This is a genomic window from Candidatus Syntrophosphaera sp. (assembly GCA_019429425.1).
Taxonomy (GTDB): domain Bacteria; phylum Cloacimonadota; class Cloacimonadia; order Cloacimonadales; family Cloacimonadaceae; genus Syntrophosphaera.
The window spans coordinates 16,971-36,518 of record JAHYIU010000011.1 but is presented as its reverse complement, the minus strand read 5'-3'; the positions used below and the strand labels follow the sequence as shown (position 1 = coordinate 36,518).

Below are 19,548 nucleotides of genomic sequence, written 5' to 3'. Positions count from 1 at the left end.
TTTGAACCTCGTTTGTATTTGGCTTGTATAATATTGTGCCACAATATAATACGAGGTTCTTTTGTCAAGAACTATTTTTAACTATCTTCCTGTGTCCCAGAAGATTAGACATGTGGGAAAGATCAGTTACAAGGCAAATTCCTCTTTGCCACTGCGGTCAGAGACCGATCCTGAAGGCAACCTTGCTGGATTCAGAAGACTTCTCTGACAGCTGTCGCAACTGACAAACCCCGCCACAGGTGGGGTGAAGGACAATAGGCAGCGGCTTCAGCCGTCGTACTTTAAAAAGAAGACATCCAAGTTTCATGACCCCGCACCCTCTCCAAACTCCGATTTGATCTGAGTTTGGAGAAGGGATGGGGGATGTTTGCCAAGAGACCTGTGCACCATACAATACCCGGGGTAAATCCCCCCCCGCCTCTTGTCCTGCACCGGTTGAAACTGGTTTGTCTACAGGCTGAGCGTTCTGTGACCGCTGTGGCAAAGCGGAATTTGCCACCCCTTCAATCTGCCTCTGACTATCTGACCCACGTGGTTCGAAAGAGAACAAAAAAAAAGCCCCGTCCTGATGAACGGGGCCCCTATTGTTCTTGCAAATGTCGTTTAGCTTTGGCTGAGGCGCATTTGGAATTGGTATTTGGTTTTCTTGCTAACGTTGAAACGCCAGTTCTCCACGATGGTCTTCACTTCCTGGAGGAAGCTTTGGGTGAAGGTGGCGCTGTTGGGGATGATGTCGGCCACGACGCTGCCGTCGCCGTCTATGTACATGATGACGGTGATGGAGCCGGAGGAGGCCTGGATGGCTGAGTTTCTGATGTAGGATTGCTTGATCTGCCCCTTGCGGTGGTTCAGCTGCTCATAGATGTTGTCTATGTCCGTACCCCGGGCAGCGGCAGAACCGGCGATGCTGGCCTCGGAGAGGGTGGTCACTTCCTGGGCCTGGAAACTGCGTTTGATCCTTTCTATCTGGGGCGTCTGGGCAATGGGCACGTTTTCCGGAGCGAGCTGGCGCAATTTGGCCGCGTCGCCGGTGAATGATTCCACCGGTATGTTTGGCCTGACGGTGGTCCCGCCGGTGGGTGTTCTGCCGGTGACCACCTGGCCAAGCTCCGTTTGTGTATAACCCGCTGTCGCGGCGGGGTCAAAGGTCCCGGCATAACCGGCTCCGGCGCTGGGTGTGTATTCACCACCCGGTCCGCCAGTGGAAAAACCGGTCCCGTTCCCCCCCCCCTGCTGCCGGGCCTGGCTGTCACAAATTCGTTCAGGACAGTCGCCTGGTAGGCGCCGCGGTCCCGTCCCGCAGTGCCGGGAGTGGCCAGATCGCCAAAAACGGCCTGGGCCGAACGGGGCCTGGACGGCTCCGCGGTGGTTCTCCTGGCCGCTTGGCCAGTTGTATAGGTTTGGGGTTCCTGCACATCATTCTGAAAGGGTTCCACAACATCCTGGGATTGCTCGCCAAATTGGGGCACGATCCGATGTGCCCGTTCCATTTGGGCCAGCATTTCCGAAAGCGACCTTTCCGCAGTGGACTGGGGTTTGAGGACGATATCGTAGATCAGGATAAAGGCCAGGCCGAGGATCAGAAACAGCAGGATGAGTCCCCGGTTGGTGCGTTCCACGGTGGAAAGGGAGGGCGCTTGGGCACAATCAGCCACAATGGCCTGTTCCTTGAGGCCCAGAACTGGCAAGACCTGATCCGTGTATCCAAACTCCACGGCGTAGTCCGGGTGCAGTTGGACGGTGCCGCCCATATCGTTGCGCAGTTTGAGTTGCGTTCCCTGCAGGATGCCGTTTTGCTGCAGGAATGCCGCATCCACGGGGTTGTTGTCTTTGCTGCAGCTGATACTTGATCCTGCGGGTAGCTGGAGGTAATAGTCACTGCCGCGTTTTACCAGCAACTGATGCTTGGGCGGGAAGGTGTTCGAGTCATCCAGCACGTGCCAGAAGATGCGTTTATCCCTGCCGATATACCATTTCTTGACAAAGTCCGAGCCTTGTTTGATGGTATCCAGCTGTTTTCCCCGGTAGCTCAGTTTCAGGTTGAGAATTTTATTTGCCATCATACCTCCTTTACCCGCTGGACGCTGATCTACTTCGCTGAAGCCAATCTGATTCCAGGAGAGTGGCAAAATAAATGTATTCGTGATACGAGCTGGTACCGAGTTTGACCAATTCAGTGATGTACCAGCAGGGTATGGATCTGTCGGCTTGGATCAACAAGGCCGCAGGGGTTTTGGGGCGTCCGGTCTCATCCGTGTCCCTGATGATTTCCTGGGCTGTGACTTGCAGGTAGCGAAGGATCTCGTCGCGTTTGACGTCATCCGCCGCAAACTCCTCCAGCGAGCCAAAATACAAACCTTCCTCGCCCACCAGGATCTTGTCCGTGTAAACCTGGATCACGGTGGTGCCTTTGTTCTCCAGCAGGTCGTGCTTTTGCATGGTGACCGGAAAGGTCATGTTGTTGGGCATTGTATACTTCTGCGCTTCCATGGAGACGTTCTTGATCAGGAAAACCAGGAGGATGGTCAGAATGTCCACCAGGGAGATGATGGACAATTCCGCCGTGGTCTCCAGCTTCCTGCGGACCCGGCGATTCATGGTTTTGGAGTTCATCAGATGGCTCATTAGACCCCCCTGCTGTAATATCTGACCTGAGGCGCTTTATAGTGGATGCTGGAGAAATCGTTGCTCCTGCAAATATCTATGGTTTTGATGAGGTTTTCATAGAGAACGTCATCATAGGCAGCGACACTGATATCCTTCAAGCCGGGAAACCGATCCTTGATGAGCTTGAGGGTCTGGTCGAGCCTAACGTAATCGTATTGGCCCCGGATCAAACCCAAAGAATCAGGCGGATTACCCGGTTCACGTATCTCAAATCCTGGGAATGTGGTCCGCATGGAGTTTTCTGAGGCCATGATGATCACAGTTATTTCCGGGTATTCTTTCTTCAATCCGCCACCGCCACCGGCCCGATCTGGATCGACGGTGGTGCCTTCGGAGAAGTTGAAGGCGACCAATGCCACCTGGGTGATCACCAGCATCAGGATCAGGAACGGTATGATGGTGAGAAACAGGTTCATGATCGGCACCAGATTCGGTATCTTGGGGACCGATGAGGCCATTTGGTTCCTTCCGGCTGAAGGACGGTATGCCATGGTATTATCCTTTTGCTGAGATATTGATGAAGTTGATCAGTTTTACGCTGTATTCGTCGATTTCGTTGATGATGCGCTGAGCTTTGGACAGCAGCCCGCCCTTGATGAGGGTGAGCGGGATGGCCGCCATCAAACCGAGCGCGGTGGTGCCGATGGCGATCTTGATGCCGGCGGAAAGCCTGATGTTCTTTTCGCTGTCCAGGATCTCGGGACTGCTCAAGGCCGCGAAGGCATACAAGAGCCCCCAGATCGTGCCCAGGAGGCCGAGATATGTGCAGACTTGGGCCAGGGTATCGAACCAGAACAACCCGGCATCGAGCTTGTAGACCTTTTGCAGGACCGCTTCGTCAAACGCGTTCTGCACCTGGGTGTTCAATTCCTCGCCCCGGGCATTCTTGCGGACATCGCGATAGACCGACAGGCCGCTCCAGAAGATGAATCCGAGGGTGGTTTCCTTGAGTTGGTCCGTGATCCTGATGGCCTCGTCGATCTGGTCATTCTTGATGTAACCTTTGAGGTTTTTGTATAGATTGCCGGCGTTGACCTTTTCCCTTTGGTACAGTTGGAAATAGCGGATCGCCGCGTAGACGATGCCGACGATGAAGGTCAGCAGGATCAGGTATCCGAAGAATCCATTGGCATTACTATCCCGGAAGATCGTGAAAAGGTTCACTTTCTCTGCGCCAGCCAGGTCTGCCTGTGCGTACAGGGCGCCCATGCTGATCAACAGAACCATTATTACGAGAACGATATGTTTAGCTTTCATTTTGACTCCTCAAGCCATTTATTTATTTCATTTTGCCAATTTGTGAGCTGTCTTCCGCTTTCTGACTGGATCACAGCAAGATTGATGGAGTATTTATAGTCTCCGGGTTTAGCGTAGGTGTCTGTTTTGATCTGGATCACGCTGATATCCGGGATCATTGCTTTGATCTGGATCTCCAGTTCTTGAGGCGCGCGGGATAGTTGGACATCCTCAAATCCCACGCGCGGGGCGTCCATCACCTGGGCATGAATTTGTGCCAATCCCAGAAGGAGCAGGATGATTAAAACTGTATGCTTCATTTCCGGTTACTCCTTGATGTATTTGTTGATGCTGAGTTCGGCCAGCATACCCCGGTAGGGGGATATGTTCTGAACCACGATCCGCAATACGTTTTGACCGCTAACGACCAGATCCCTGGGCAGTTCCACCCGGGTCGGATAGATCACAAAGGGATCCGTGTCGTACTGCATGGGCCTATTGGAAGCAAACTCCGTTCCATTCAGATACAGGGTCGCGTTGTCGGGAGCTATGAAATCCAGCAGGGCGTTGCGGTATTGGGCATCAGCCCGGAATGTAACTTCAAATGTGACTTCAGTTTGCAGTTCTGTGGGCGATTCGGTTGCCCAGATGGCCTGAGCGGCTGAATTGGTCATATACTCCAGGGTGCTGATGGGAACGTCGAAGAACTCAGCTGGAATGGCTTCAGACCTGATCTCCGCACCAGTCTCAGTATCTTGTGTGACCACCATCCAATCGGTGTTGGAATAAAGACTGGTCGTCTCATAGGACCTGCTTTCAGCCAGTTTCACGGGGTCGTAGAACAAGCTGGCGTGGAAATGCAGGTTCAATGGTTCATCCGCTTTGTTTGCAAAAACGCCCTTGAAGGAATTGCGGCCTTCTCTCCAGACATCGCCGCCCAGGCGGACTGCGAACCGGGTTGAAGATGCCTTTCCGGCAACCAGAGTATCCACCGGGATATAGACCGGGTCGATCTTGCTGCCATTTACATAGATCTCAGGATCGTACGGATAGACCAGATGCAGGAACGCGAATTCTGGAGAGGCATTGAATGTAAACTCTCGTTCCAAGGTCAGGGTATTACCCGCGGGAATGGAACAAACCGATAAAGTCTGTCCTTGGGGCGAAGTGGTGGCCGAGATGCCAGAATTCACTTTCCGTAAATTACCCTGGGGAGACGTCAGGCTCAGCTCCCAATTCGAATCCAGGGCAGCGCTCTCCTCAACGAAGCTGGGCAATATGTTCCTGGCCCTGAGCACACTTACGGCCTGGTCCGTGTATTGGTCCGTATAGCCGCCCAAGGCATAGCTCTTGAAGATATCCAGATAGATGCCGTTGGCGGTGGCATAGTACAGGTCTTTGTATTCCTGGGCATACGGCAGCAACTGGTTGTTGACCAGGTCTTCGTACTGCGCCAGGGTAAACTGCCTTCTGTCCTTGAAGGGGTAGATTTCATTGCTAACCTGGATGTACTTGCTGACCTGGGTTTCAATGACCTCGGCTGCATATTCGTTGATCCGGACGATCAGCAATAAGGCTTTCAAGCGGCGGCCATTGTCAAGATAGTGCGATCCAGGCTGGTCCAGAAGGTCCAGGACCTTTTTATACTCGGCTTCAACTTTGGCCCTGAGCCCGGGGATCCGGTTGGGCTTTCCGCCAAAAAGATGCTTCTGCCAGGTGGTGTTGGGGTTGACCATGACCAACTGGTTGGGTGTGCTTCTCAAAAAACCGCCCTGCTCTATCGCCCGCAGCTGGCGGTCAAAGTTCCGCAGGAAGGCAAGTTTGTCCTGATATTCCTTGTATTCCTGCTCCGCAAAGGCAAACGCCGCATAGGCGGGTGAGTTGTCAAGCGACAGGCCTTCACTGATGTATTGAGCTTCCACCCTTTTGAACTCGTCCCTTTTGGCAAAGGCAAGATCCCAATTTTTATCCTCATAGGCAGCGTCAAATTCGATGGCGATCCTGCCCAGGTTTTGCCTTGCGGTTGTCAGATAGCGGTCAGATTGGCTGCCATCCTTCCTGTAAATTTCACGCGAGTAGTATTCAAATCGCTCCTCATCGCCCCTGGCCAGATATTCATCCGCCAGCAGGGTCAGAAAACTGACGTTCTGAGGGTGATCAGGATATGTTTGGGTGAAATAGGTCAGCAATTCGACGATCTTGTCCTGGTTCTTCTCTTCGCGATAGATCTCGATCGCCCAAAGATAGATATCCTCGGTGGCAACCTCGCCGCTGTCGATCCTGCCTGCCCTGACCTCATCATGCAGGTCGATGTACATCCTTGCCGCGGGCTCCCGCTGGACGGGATCGGATTTCAGTTTTTCTATCGCCTCCACCCTCAGATTGAAAGCGTAACGGCTGGAGGGATACATGGCAATGAAATCGCTCTTGAGCCTGGTGGCTTGGTCAGCGTCGCGCAATGATGATTCCGCAATCGTCCAGCTTTCATAATAGAGGAAGTACTTTTCGTCCATTGAATTTTTCGCTTCCGCCATTTCGAGTTTAAGATCGATCGCCTCCTGGAACAGACTGGCCTTCTTGTAAGCTTCTGAGGCCTGATAGCGGTATCCCACATATTTGTCAGGATCATTTTGATATTCATCCGCCAAGCGGAGAAACTCACTCGCCACCAAAGCATAATTGCCGCTGTCTTCGGCCATTTCATAATTGTTTTGGATCTGGAGTTTGATCTGATAGTCGATCTCCTCAGCGTCCTTGGTATTGTTTGCGAATTTGAGAGCTTCACGATACCATTTTTCGGCCTGGGTATAGTTGCGGGCTGATTCTTCGATATTGGCCAGGCTGATGTAAACGCTGCGCAGGGTGGCCCTGTCCAGCTGGGTTTCGTTCTCAAGGATAGTATAGAAGCGCGTTCTGGCCTCGGCCGCCATGCCTCTGCCGACTTCAATCTCAGCCAGGTCCATCATGATCTGGGCCGAGTTTTGCTGGTTTGCCGTTGAACTGTAAGCCGGCGAATTCAGCACATTGTAAAACCTCAGCGATCCATCGCGGTAAAATTCATACAGTTCATCCCGATCGGCCGGCAATCCAGGCCCGGGAGCGTAGCCAGGATCCGCAAAGGCGGGAGTCATGATTTCGAAGATGTTTTGAGTGTATTTGTAGGCCAAACCCTCATCATTGAAGAAATCAGGATTGTCCGGATTGGCGTCATTGAACGCCTTCAAACGGTTCACAGCCCGCATGTAATCCACAGTTGAGTCATTCTTTTCGGCCATCACGGTAACGAGAAGATTTTCCGCCTTTTCATTGTCTGCCAGCCACTGCTCGTATTCGTCCCCAAACAGTTCACGGTAGGAAGCGAAATCAGCCAGATGCGCTTTATACTCATCCAGCGCAAGTTGGGTGGCAGTAGTGATCAGGTTGTTATAGCGGCGGACCCTGATCTCTTCATAGGCGGTCCTGATCACCGCCAGCTGATCTTGAACCATCTGAGAAGTCAGGTCCCTGTTCCAGATGTTCCGCTCATACCATTGGGAACCGTTGTGATAATGATCCTTTATGTATTGGTACTTCTCAGTGCGGATGGCCGCAAGGTTGGAGCCGGGGCGCAGCTGCAGCCGGGGGGTGTGGTACAGCTTGATTATGGAATCAACAATGGTCGGATTGATCAGGTCCAGAGGTGTCGTCTGCAGTCTCAGCTCCAGAAAGTCGATTGCTTGCAGGGGCGCCTGCATGTCCGCCTTGAGCAGGGCGGCCTTGTCCAGGATCCTGGTCTTGACCTTCAGGTCCTGATAGTCGGCCAAGGCAAGCTGGATCTCCTCCACGCCCTTTGATTCGGTCCTGAAATCCACTCCGTCCAAGGCTATTAACGAATAGGCTATGTTGTCTATGGAGTTGTTCTTGAAATCCGTGGATAGGTATTGATTGGCGATGCTCTCTTCGTCAACGGCCTTGATCAGGGTAACGAAATCGGACATCGCGGTTTTTAACGAAGCCTCATCCCCCTTGTTCATGTTGACCCAGCCTCTTTGATAGAGGGCTTCAAAATTGTATTCGCTGTCCGGCTCGTTGACCAGCGTTTCAAACCGATCGATCGCCTCAGTGTAATATACGATCGGCTCCGCAGCATCCGAACCGATCAGGAAGTTCAAAACACCAAGCCGGAACACGGCTTCATCATGGAGGGGCGAAGCATCGTATTTGCCGGAATCCGCCAGTTCAGTATAGGCGTCCAGGGCTTCCTGAAAAATGGCGGCCCGGTATTTGAGATTCTCCGGACGGTCTCTGTTCGGGTATTGGGTCCTGTAATCTGAGATCTGAATGTCCAGTTTGTCTTTAACCGATTCGCTGGAGAGATAGGCAACGTTGTAAAGGGTAAAATCACGCAGGAAGAAATCCGGATCGATCTGCAATACCCTGCGGTAATAGTCCAGGGCCAGATCCGGATTGTCCAGGTCAACGGCATGTTGCAGCTCCGCCATGTTGTAGTAGATGATGGCGTTGTTGAGCAGGTATCCGCCGCTGGGCTGTTCCAAGGCTTGGAAGTAGGGGTTCTGGGCCACGAAATCCTGGTGCCGGGATAGCAGGATGGCTTTATCAGCCGAAATCTCACTGTAGAGCTGCTGGGCTTCCTCCTCGCTGATCGTCCCGGCCAAAGCCTGGCGCTGCTGCTCGCGATAACGGAGGTTACGGTAATCAAGCTGCAGATGGATGAAATCGAGATTTGCCAGGAATGAATTGAGGTTGTCATCGGACAGATTGCTGGCAATCACATTCCCAGTGAGGGTTAGCTGGCCCGTTATCAGTCTCTGCTGCTCCCTGGGGTAATTTTGCCTGATCATGGCGACCATGATATCTTCGATCTGGGGCAATAGATCGTCAAAAGTATTCTTCTCCCGGTTCAGGGCATAGTACTCTTCCAGAAGCTCGTTGAATACCGCCTCTTCCACGCTGTCCTGATGCTTGCGATACGCCAGGTAACGGTCCTTGCGGTTCTGAAGGTCGGCCAGTTTCTCCACGTATTCCTGGCGCTCCGGACGCATATCGACGTTCAGGGAAGCATAGTCCGGATCTGCCATGACCTCGTCGATGGATCTGATGACATGGACATACAGATTGATGTTGCGCTCTATGTCGAACAACCGCTTCATCTCCATGTCGCTGAAGCCTTTGCCGACCACGGAGGGATCTTCCTTCACAAACAGCTCATACCGCTGTTCAAAGATCCGGTCCATGATATCCAGCACCAGCCCGTAATACTCCGCCGTGCCTTTCAACTGTTGCAAGAGGATCGCTCCCTGCCGATACTGGCTGTAGACGATCATGTCCGTGTCCTGAAAATCGGCGGAAGCCAGTGCTTCCAGATCCAAAGGCGGCGGAGACGAATAAGACCTAAGCTGTTTTTTGAGTTCCTCCAAGAGGCTGAACTCTTCGGATGCTATCCTTTCCAGGGATTCGGCTGTCAACAGGCCGGGAATCGCCTTCAATTCGTTGTACAGAGTTTGCAGATCCGCTTGAATGGCATTGATGGAGCTTTCCAACACATAATACTCCGCCAGGCTGACATTCTGATAATACCTGTTCAGGTCAAGATTGCCGATCCGATCAACGATGGCGGCCTTGCGGGGTTTGAAGGTGTTTTGTATCCAGTCACGGTTGGCATTATAGTTTTCTATGTATTTGGCTACTTCTGCGTGATCTTCACTTTCTGAGATCAGATCCGCCCACAGGAACAGATAGGTGGGGTAATATCTGCCTGTGGGAAAAAGGTTTATCACGTCCTCCAGGAATCTCTTGGCTGTTGTTTTGTCCTCACTCAGAAGATGGTAGACTGAACGATAGTAAAGCAGAAGGTTGAGCATGCGCCTGGCATCTTCCCCCAATCTGGTGTCGTTGATCAACATCTCAAAATAGGGAATCGCCTTTATTGGTTCATCAACAACCGAGTACACATGGCCAACGAGATAAAGAACATCCCGCTCGTCAAGGTTGTTCAAAGCATCGAAATGGGTCAAATACTCTTCTATGGCCTGGTTCTTGTCCTCAGCCACCATTTGTGGAAGTCTGTTCTTCAGAAAGTCTATTGCTTCCCAGACCTTGGGATCCGAATAAATGGCCCTTCGGGTGCTGACAGTTTCATAACTGGTTTGGGCGTGCGTCAAAGCAATGGACATCACTGCCAAAACTAGCAATAGACACAGTTTTATGTAATTTTTCATAACCCCGCTCACTTATCGTCCTAAGTTGAAACAACCACGTGCTATTATGATATCAGGATGCAGCCGGGGATGCATCCTGATCTCTTTCCTGTTCAAGGGAAGTATGAACGTATTGGCCACCAACATCAATCAACGGGTGATTGAACACTTGGCTAGTTGTTTTGTTCCTGCAGCTCTTGCAACCACTTGCGCAGATCTTCAAGAGCTTTCTGCGCCTTTTGGCGTTCTTCACGAAGATTTCTCAGTTCTGCCAGCAAGTCCTTTACTTCAGGAGAAAGTTCCTTGTATGAGCTTGATTCAACTATGCCAGGAGACTGCAAAGAAGTACCGGGAGTTAGAATGGACACAGAGGTGCCAGATTCCGTGACGCCAACGGGAATCTCTCCGCCGGTCACGATCTTGGTGCCGTCCATGTCCGTATCCTGGGCATAGCGGCGAAGTTCCGGTCTACGCTTCGCTTCGGCATACTTGTCAAAAAGGTATGAAACCCCAAAAGCAAGCCGGAGATTTTTCTCGTAGCCATTTCCCTCAGAACCTTTGGCCAGGTCCTCAAGGGCTTCTCCGCCCAGCCGGAAAGTGAAATTCTTGACCGTGTACTTCAATCCGGCGTTGAAATCCTTGCCGTCGTATTCTCCCTGGATGGCAAAATCCTTGAAGGGCGAGATCTCGATGGAACTGAACAAGCCGTTGAAGATCCTGGAACGGGCAACCTGGCCGGTGTAGCGGTTTTGGCCCCAGCCCAGATTGAACATCCAGGACAAGCCCCCAAACACGGCCTGCTTGGACGCCACCACATAGGGAGAGTAGTATTCGTAGTCAACCTTGTCCGGGTGGTCGGCCCATTCAATGTCAGGATAATCATCAGGATTGTAATCCTGCGCCCTGTGCTTGTTAACCGGGGAGAATATGTTGTCCATGCCGACAGAGATCTGGGGAAGGGTGCCGCTCTCCTGGATAACTTTCAGCTTGGCGTTCATGAAATAGACATCGTCTCCCCCGAAGAATCCCAGTTCGACCCGGTCCAGGATTCCCACGCCGATCATGCCGTAGGGAATGAAGCCGTTGTATTCGTCACCTACGTAACTGGGGGCCTCAACATTGCGGTAATAGCCTACCAATACCAATTCAGCCGCTTTGTGGGGTAAAACATACGCGTCTGGCGTCCGCAGCAGTCCAAGAGTCTGGAACGGAGCGGCTTCCATCAAGCCAAAGGTGGCTGCCAGAACTATAACGCTCAAAACTAATCTTTTCATACTTCCCTCCACCTTTCGGTGCATTTTAATCTCAGGGCATAATAACATTGACATATTTTCCGTCAAGCTTTTTTTTGCTCCATGCAAAAGCAAAAATCAACGGAACTCTTTCATACTGGAGAAGACCTCGCAGCAAAGTATTTGATCAGCAAGGGTTACGCAATACTGCACAGGAACTTCCGCGCAGATACAGGTGAGATCGACATTGTCGCTCAAAACGAAGAAAACCTAGTGTTCGTTGAGGTCAAAACACGTTCCAAACACTCTATAAGACAAGCATTGATGAATATTGGATACACCAAGCAAAGGCGTATCTCAACCACTGCTCAAAGATATATTATTTTGCACCCTGAATATGTCAAGCCAAAGATACGTTTCGACATCATTATTTTGTTGTATTTTGGCGACACCGACACATATAAGCTTGAGCACCTTGAAGATGCGTTCGTGCCGGTGCTATAGAAATTCTGGCCAGATCCGCAAGTTTTGTTCATCTTCTTTGTAATCCAATATCACATATAATACTTCAAATCAAGCCTAAATAATTCTTCAGGTCCGTTAATTGCCCAAAATTGAAGTGTCAAAGTCACTTCCCAAATATCTCAGGTAATCGGGATTGGAATTTTCGCTTTCGTCGTTTTTGACGTAGACCAACCTGTAGTTCCCGTTCATTTGGATGTCCACGAACAAATACACAGCGTTGAGCCTGCCCCTGTACTTCCAGATCTGGTAATCCTTTCGCACGTAGCGGGTATCGTCTGATGTGGTATCTTTGTCGATCTCATCCGGTTTGCCGTTGCGGATGTGGATCCTGCCCATGTCGGAGGTCCAGCCGGGATTGAAATGGCCGTAGTAGCGGTTGGCGTATTCGACCCGTTCGCGGACCAACTCGATCAAGTCCTGGATGCCCATGGACCTGGAATTGGCGAGGCTTCTCCACAGCTGGCTGACATACCTGCGCTTGGTCGCCTCGTCGTAGTTTTTCCAGTCCGAGGTGACGCTGCCGCCCAGGAAATACTTCAGCAGCTGATAATCATCGTCAGGCTGCGTGAAGAGAAAATTCACTTCCTGGCGGGGCTCGGTCACAAAGAACTCAAACTCCCTGGCCGTGGCGACCTCATCCAGCTGGTATTCCAATGAGCCAAGGTATTTTCCCGGGGCCAGGTCGATCAGGGGGATCTTGAGCGTGACCCCTTCCACCTCGCTTTGGGGCGTGTAATCTATGAAATCGTCCAGCACCAGCACGCTGTCCTTGGCAACGGTCAGGACCAGTAAAGCTGATTCTCCCAGCTTGTCCGGGGCCGTGTAGATCTCAAAGAACAGGGAAAGGTTGTCGCTTACATTCTTGTCGAAGATCCGGGAAGGCTGGGTTTGATACAGCATCTTGCCCCGGTGGAACTTGCCCAGGTAGGAGCTGCTGTCCGGATAGACCCGGCTGCAGAGTTCCAGATCGCTTAGCGCGGCATCGGGTTCGAGGCTGTTGGCTGAGAACATCCAGGCTGCGGTTCTTTGGGAGTTGAGGTCGGTCGCGGTCATCCGGAAAAGGTAGGGGCTTTCCCTGTCAAGCATATAGCTCACCCGGTTCAGGTAAGATTTGCCCGAGCCAGCGTCGTCCTTGTTGGTGATCCCGATGTTGTCGCGGATGGCCTGGCTGAACAGGACGCTGTCGCCCCGAGCCACATCCACGGTCACGTCCACTTCCGCGAAATAGCCGCCCTTATGGGCCAGGAAGACCAGATTGCCATAGGGTATCTGGTAATCGATATGAATGACCGTGTTGCCATCCCTGTCCAGGAAGCGCTGCGAGCTCACGTGCAGGTTGATCAGCTGGTTGGCAAACAGTCCTCCGGCCAGGCAGAGCAGGATGGCCGGCAAAGCGCGTCTAATATTCCTCATCTTTGTTCCTCAGTCTGAATTGGCCGAATCCGCCCGTGTCGGAAAACACAAATTCCAGATTCTGGCCGTAATAGTACCAGATTATGAACGGATACAGGTCGATGGGATGGACCTCACTGTAAATTTCGTCCGGTTCACCGTACTTGATATATATTCTACCGCGGTCGGAGCTCCAACCCTTCAATCTTTTGTGGACGGTGAACCGCTCATCGGCCGTGATCACCCTTTGGTAGAAACTTTCGCGGGCTTCGTTGCGCAGCGTTCCGGGGCTGGGATCATGCACTTGCCAGAACCGGTCTATCACCTCTTGATACATGTCCTCCGGAACGGAGCGAATGCTCTTCCATTCGTTCTGGTTGGCGATGTAGCGCAGTTGCTGGATCTGTTCCTTATAGCTGTAGCGGGCGTTGTAGGTGAACCACTGGTTGAAGAGGAAGGGCGCCATGTTGTAGCGGATATTCCCTTCAAAGAAGCTGATGGCAAGGTTCCCGGCCGAGTCGTTGTTGACAAACCGGGTCAGGTCGCTCCGGATCTCGCGTTCGGGATTCAGAATATAGAGCAGGCTGTCTCGCAGCGTGATGTGAACGCTGTCGATCGCCGCGCTGAATTTCTGCCTGATGCCGCAGTTCTCCACAGGGACCGGCAGCTTGCCCAGATCGGAGGGAATGAAGGATATCCCCTCTTTCAAAACCAGCAGATAGGGCTGGCCGATCTCAGTGAAAGCCTCGCCCACCGAGAATGTCCGTTTCAGGTCGGTTTTGCCGCCCGTGGCCAGATTCTTCAAGCGCAGGAGGGCCTGATGCTTGCCGGGGTCCAGCTCCGCCTGGAAGTACACAGGCAGGGCGGTGTTCTGCAGCCAATCCCTCTTCAGCACGGGGATGACTTGCTCGAAATTCCAGGTCTGCCTGGTCGCCTGGTTTTTTATCTCGAGCGTCAGCTGATACTCGACCGCGTCCGCGTCCTGCCTGAATAGCAGGGAATTATAGGGTATCAGCACCCAGAGGTCCACCCCCTCCGGATACTTTTCGTAGATCAGTTCCTGCCCGCCCAGTGCCGCGCAGGCCAGCAGAAGCAACAGGGAAAGTTTAATTGCTCTTCTCATCGCTGCTCAATTTGAGGCTGAAATCCAGCTTTTCCTCTTCCATCCACTCAAGCAGGGCGTTATGGGGAAAGATCTTTTTCTGGGCTTCCAGCAAGTAGGCATCGCCGTTTTCATTGCTGATGCTGGTTTTGAGGGTGAATCCACCCCGCGCTTTGCGGGTCAGGCGGTCCAACGCGTCCACCAACTCTGGGGAGATCTTTTCCTGTTTGATATTCAGCCGGATCTCACCTTTCAGGATTTGGGGCAGTTCTTCCAGGGCGATCAGGTTCGCAGGCACGATCCGCAGCAGGTTGTCGTCGTTGCCGTTGAAACCGGATTTGGTGCCGAACACAAAGAAGATGCTCCCGGCGGCCAGCTTGGGATAATGGGTCTGGTAGTCGTGGTTGAACAGCGCAACTTCATACCTGCCGGCCAGGTCTTCGAACTCCACAAAGGCGATTGGATTACCCTTGGCGTCGCGTTTGCGGGAAATGGCGGTCACGATCCCCGCCAAGACCAGGTCCTGGTTCGCCTTGCCCTTGCCGCTCTTGGCGTCGGCGTTGGTAAGGTGCCGGATCAGGCTGCGGTATTCATAGAGCGGATGCCCGCCCATGTAGAAACCCAGCACTTCCTTTTCTTTTTCCAATTGGTAGGCATAGCTCCAGGGATCCTCGATTGGCAGAGGCGGATAATACTCTTCGGTGGACTCGTCTGAGGTGATCAGGTCAAACAGCGAGGTCTGCCCGATCCGCCTGTCCCTTTGCGCTCCCGTATTGAAAGATAGGGCCAGTTCGATCACGGCCCATTTCTGCGCCCTGGTTCCCTCCAGTTCATCCATCGAGCCACTGGCGATCAGGCTTTCCAGCACGGTTTTGTTGATCGCGCTGCTGTCCAGCCGGGAGCAGAAATTGAAGATGTTGCCGTAGGTGCCGTTCTTCACGCGGTCTTCCACGATGGCGTTGATCGCCGCCTCGCCCAGGTTCTTGATCGCCTTCAGGCCAAACCGCACCTCTTTGCCGCGCACGCTGAATTCCTTGTCGCTGCGGTTGATGTTGGGAGGCAGGATCTTGATCCCCATGGACTTGCAGACCTCGATCTTGACCGGCACTGCCGCGGGGTCGTCCTCCAGGGAAAGCAGGGCGGCCATGAATTCCACCGGATAATGAGCTTTGAGCCAGGCCGTGCGGTAGGCCACCAAAGCGTAACAGGTGGCGTGGGATTTGTTGAAGGCGTATTGAGCGAATTTCTCCCAATCCTGCCAGATCTTGTCCGCCACCCTTTCGGTCACCTGGTTGGCAGTCGCTCCCTCGACGAATTTCTGCTTGAAACGCATCAAGAGCTCATGGTTCTTTTTGCCCATGGCCTTGCGCAGCGAATCGGCCTCTCCGCCTGTGAAATTAGCCATCTCCCGGGATATCTGCATCACCTGTTCCTGGTAGACCGTGACCCCATAGGTTTCCCTCAGGCTGTTCTCCATGATGGGATGGTCGTATTCGACCTTTTCCTTTTTATGCTTGCGCGCGATGTAGTTCGGAATGAAGCGCATCGGGCCGGGCCGGAACAGGGCGACCATGGCGATCAGGTCCTCAAACATGTTGGGCCTTAGTTCCATCAGGTATTTGCGCATGCCGTCGGATTCGAACTGGAAGACGCCGTCCGTCTCCCCTTTCCCCAGCAGCTGATAGACCTTCTTGTCCGTCAGGTCCAGGTTTTCCACGTCCAGGCCAATGTTGTGCGCCTGCTTCACCAGGTCCACCGTCTTCTGGATCAAGGTGAGGGTCTTGAGCCCCAGGATGTCCATTTTGAGAAACTTCAGTTCGTCCAGCCATTTGCCTTCATACTGGACCAGGATGTTGTTGTCGGCATCCTTCTGGGTGCTGCAGGTCAGGGGGATGTATTCGGTCAGGTCGCCGGGCGCGATCACCAGTCCCGCCGCGTGGATCCCGGTCTGGCGGATCAATCCTTCCAAAACCAGGCTGTGTTTGTAGATGCTTTGATAGAGCTCGTTGTTGTCGATCAGATGCTTGAAATCCGGGGATTCCTTATAGGCTTCCTCCAGGTTTTTGCCGTAGGGGATGGTCTTGGTGATGTTATTCGCTTCGCTGGCTGGCACCATCAGCACCCTGGCCACGTCCTTGATCACTGATTTGGCGCCCAGCGTGCTGAAGGTGATGATCTGCGTAACGCTGTTGCGGCCGTATTTCTGGACCACGTAGTCGATCACCTTGCCCCGGCCCTGGGCGCAGAAATCGATGTCGAAATCCGGCATGCTGATCCGGTCCGGGTTGAGGAAGCGCTCAAACATCAGCCCGTAGCGGATCGGGTCGATCTGGGTGATGTTCAGCAGATAGGCCACGATGCTGCCAGCTCCGGAACCGCGTCCCGGCCCCACGGGCACCCCCTGCTTGCGGGCGTTGTCGATCAGGTCCTTCACCACCAGGTAATAGCCGTCAAAGCCCATTCTATGGATCACATCGAGTTCAAATTCGATCCGGGAGCGGACCTCATCAGAGATTTCGGGATATTTTTCCCTGGCCCCCTCTTCACATAGGGCCCGGAGATAAGCGCCCATGTCTTCAAATTCCGGCGGAGTCTCGATCTCCGGCAGCAGAAACTTGTCATACCCCAGCTCCAGGTCGATCAGCTCCGCGATCTTCAGAGTGTTCTCATAAGCCTCCGGCACGTCGGGGAAAAGCTCCCGCATTTCCTCCTCGGTCTTGAAATAGAGCTGGTCGGTGTTGTAGTGCAGGCGGTTCTGCTCGCTCAAGCCCTTGCCGGTCTGGATGCAAAGCAGGATGTCGTGGGCCTCGTAGTCTTCCTTGTGCAGGTAGTGGCAATCGTTGGTCACCACAAGCTGCTGGCCCATTTCCCTGGCCAGGGCGATGAGGACCGGCATCACCTCCTTTTCGGAGTCCAGGCCGTGGTTTTGGATCTCGAGGTAAAAACGGTCGCCAAACACTCTTTGGTACCAGCTGATCGCTTCCCGGGCCTCCTCTGCCCTGCCGTTCAGAAGCAGCGCGGGGATCTCGCCCTTGACGCAGGCGCTGAGGCAGATCAGGCCTTCGCTGTATTTCTCCAGGAGGCTCTTGCTGATCCGCGGTTTGTAGTAAAAACCTTCGATGAAAGAGATCGAGGAGAGCTTCATCAGGTTCTTGTAGCCCTGGAAATCCTTGGCCAGGAGAACGAGATGCTGCCGGATGTCGCTCTTGTGGTGCTCGCTGTCCAGCTCGCCGTTGATGACATAGGCCTCGATGCCGATGATCGGCTTGATCCCGGCCTTGCTGGCGCACTTATAGAAATCGATCACGCCATAGAGGTTGCCATGGTCCGTGATCGCCACCGCCGGCATGCCGTATTCCACAGCCAGTTTCACCATCCTGTCCACCCGGCAGGCGCCGTCCAAAAGGCTGTATTGCGTATGGTTATGCAAATGTACAAAAGACATCTTTGGTCTCTCCCTTCTCTTAAAGGATAGATTTGCCAACGCCCGGATTTTGTCAAAGGATAATTTGCTTTTTTTGAATATGTTCCCTAACTCACCGCCAATCAGGCCGTTATGCCATTGTCAACTCTAAGCTCCTGCCCGCCTGTCACTTCCCGCTTACTTGAGTGAAGCGCCTCGGAACGCGCTGGGAATGATTCGTCCTGGCCAGTGCTGAGGCCAGCTCCAAATGGATTCACAAGCAACAAATGGATTCACAAGGACATGTGAATCCATTTTTGTCATACAGGCCATACAGTTACGCAAACCGATTCACAGATTTCCCAGGCTGTGCGCCAGCTGCTTGGCAGAGGTGCTGGGATAAGAACTATGCTGCATTAATGCTATCTCTATATGTATATAGATATATTTATATATTATATAATTTTATTTTTATATATTACTTTATTCTACAAACCCTGGATGGGAGGCATACCCACAGGATTGCCCCCCCCCTTGTGCAGGGATGCCGGTTATGTCTAAGATAAGCCCCGCAGGGGCGGCAGCTCGTTGACCAACCCCGCCGCAGGTGGGGTGAAGGAATATAGGCGGCGGCTTTAGCCGTCGTATTAAAAGCTGGTGTGTTCGTTGTTGCTGGCCCCACCCTCTACCCAAACACAGTTGCAACTGTGTTTGGGGTGGGGGTGGGGAATTTGGGGAAACAAACGATCCCTCCATAAATACCCGGGATGAATCCCGGGCCTATTGTCCTGCACCGGTTGAAACCGGTTTGCCTACAGACTGAGCCCCGCAGGGGCGGCAGATCTTGGCCCAGGGTGGCAACCCTGGGGCGCTGGATACCCGAAATGTCAGGATAAGCCCCGCAGGGGCGGCAGATCTTAGCCCAGGGTGGCAACCCTGGGTTTTGGAAGGATCACGTACCCCAATCCGGATTCCCCACCCCCACCCCTGTCCGCGTCTCAACAAGAGCCGCGGACAAGGGTGGGGTGGGGCTTTGACAAATATTTCGAATCAACGCCTCATACTCCCAGGGTTGCCACCCTGGGCTATGCTCTTCCGCCCCTGCGGGGCTTGCCATGATTATTCGCCTTACCGTTACGGGGGTTTCGCTTCGCTTCACCTCCCGCCTATGCTCTGCCGCCCCTGCGGGGCTTGCCATGATTATTCGCCCCACCATTACGGGGGTTTCGCTCCCCAAGGCCGCTTCACACACCGCCTATGATCATCCGCCTCTTCAGGTCTGAATGCCCGTTGGGGGGGGGCATACAGGCTCCGTTTTTTGTGAATCCATTTGCATATCACATTGGCATACATGCAGATAACAGATTCACATGTCCTTGTGAATCCATTTCCTGGTTGTGAATCCATTTTCCCGGAAAGGCCATGCGAACCCGCGCACCCTTCCATCCTGCCAATTCGCGTAATTCGTGTAATTCGTGTAATTCGTGGACGGATCCCACCCAATCTGCGGGAAACCTCAATCTCCGTCCAATCCGTTTGATCCACGGAATCAGTAGGAAAAATGGGTAACCCACAATTGACGGAGTTGTATGTTTCTGATACGCGACCCGCCTGCCACTCACTTATCTCCCGCCGAGTTCCCGCCAAGCCGGCGGTTGGTCGGCGGGTGGCGGATTGGTGGCGGGGGAATTGGAGTTAAGAGTGAAGAGTGAAGAGTTAAGAGTTAAGAGTTAAGAGTTAAGAGTTAAGAGTGGGGCGTTCCACCCTCTGCGTCTCCGTGTTTGTGATCATCCT

The 19,548-nt window shown here is 53.0% G+C and carries 12 protein-coding genes; 1 reads left to right on the top strand and 11 read right to left on the bottom strand.

What is annotated here, in order from left to right:
* Nucleotides 1-603: 603 nt before the first annotated feature.
* From K0B87_02325 to K0B87_02290, 8 genes are all read right to left on the bottom strand, one after another.
* Entirely contained in the window at nucleotides 604-1,014 is a 411-nt protein-coding gene (locus K0B87_02325) for a hypothetical protein (GenBank protein MBW6513573.1), read from the bottom strand.
* Nucleotides 963-2,060 carry a hypothetical protein gene (locus K0B87_02320; protein MBW6513572.1) on the bottom strand — a complete coding sequence of 366 codons (1,098 nt, stop codon included), beginning with the start codon at nucleotides 2,058-2,060 and terminating at the stop codon, nucleotides 963-965. Before K0B87_02320 ends, K0B87_02325 begins: the two co-directional genes overlap by 52 nt.
* Nucleotides 2,061-2,070: 10 nt before the next feature.
* Nucleotides 2,071-2,625 (bottom strand): biopolymer transporter ExbD, encoded by a 555-nt coding sequence (locus K0B87_02315; protein ID MBW6513571.1) that lies wholly within the window; start codon nucleotides 2,623-2,625, stop codon nucleotides 2,071-2,073.
* Nucleotides 2,625-3,158 carry a hypothetical protein gene (locus tag K0B87_02310; GenBank protein ID MBW6513570.1) on the bottom strand — a complete coding sequence of 178 codons (534 nt, stop codon included), beginning with the start codon at nucleotides 3,156-3,158 and terminating at the stop codon, nucleotides 2,625-2,627. The genes K0B87_02315 and K0B87_02310 overlap by 1 nt, the downstream gene beginning before the upstream one ends.
* A 4-nt stretch (nucleotides 3,159-3,162) precedes the next feature.
* Nucleotides 3,163-3,924, bottom strand: coding sequence for a MotA/TolQ/ExbB proton channel family protein (locus K0B87_02305; protein MBW6513569.1), 762 nt, complete (start codon nucleotides 3,922-3,924; stop codon nucleotides 3,163-3,165).
* Complete coding sequence (locus tag K0B87_02300) at nucleotides 3,921-4,223, bottom strand: hypothetical protein (GenBank protein ID MBW6513568.1); 303 nt, start codon at nucleotides 4,221-4,223, stop codon at nucleotides 3,921-3,923. The genes K0B87_02305 and K0B87_02300 overlap by 4 nt, the downstream gene beginning before the upstream one ends.
* Before the next feature lie 6 nt (nucleotides 4,224-4,229).
* Nucleotides 4,230-10,121, bottom strand: coding sequence for a tetratricopeptide repeat protein (locus K0B87_02295; GenBank protein MBW6513567.1), 5,892 nt, complete (start codon nucleotides 10,119-10,121; stop codon nucleotides 4,230-4,232).
* Nucleotides 10,122-10,273: 152 nt separating this feature from the next.
* The gene (locus tag K0B87_02290; protein ID MBW6513566.1) at nucleotides 10,274-11,374 is read right to left on the bottom strand and encodes a YjbH domain-containing protein; all 1,101 of its coding nucleotides are present in this window, start codon (nucleotides 11,372-11,374) and stop codon (nucleotides 10,274-10,276) included.
* An 81-nt stretch (nucleotides 11,375-11,455) separates the two neighbouring features.
* Here K0B87_02290 and K0B87_02285 point away from each other — a divergent pair, with 81 nt between their 5' ends.
* The gene (locus K0B87_02285) at nucleotides 11,456-11,836 is read left to right on the top strand and encodes a YraN family protein (GenBank protein MBW6513565.1); all 381 of its coding nucleotides are present in this window, start codon (nucleotides 11,456-11,458) and stop codon (nucleotides 11,834-11,836) included.
* 96 nt (nucleotides 11,837-11,932) lie between these two features.
* On the opposite strand, the gene K0B87_02280 is transcribed toward K0B87_02285, so the two are convergent.
* Genes K0B87_02280 through K0B87_02270 form a run of 3 tightly spaced genes read right to left on the bottom strand, consistent with a single transcriptional unit; the run spans nucleotide 11,933 to nucleotide 17,796 of the window.
* A complete protein-coding gene (locus K0B87_02280) occupies nucleotides 11,933-13,270 on the bottom strand; it encodes a GWxTD domain-containing protein (protein MBW6513564.1) in 1,338 nt (445 codons plus the stop codon).
* On the bottom strand, nucleotides 13,257-14,372 hold the full coding sequence (locus K0B87_02275) for a GWxTD domain-containing protein (protein ID MBW6513563.1): 1,116 nt from the start codon (nucleotides 14,370-14,372) through the stop codon (nucleotides 13,257-13,259). The genes K0B87_02280 and K0B87_02275 overlap by 14 nt, the downstream gene beginning before the upstream one ends.
* Nucleotides 14,356-17,796, bottom strand: coding sequence for a DNA polymerase III subunit alpha (locus K0B87_02270; GenBank protein MBW6513562.1), 3,441 nt, complete (start codon nucleotides 17,794-17,796; stop codon nucleotides 14,356-14,358). Before K0B87_02270 ends, K0B87_02275 begins: the two co-directional genes overlap by 17 nt.
* Nucleotides 17,797-19,548: the final 1,752 nt, after the last annotated feature.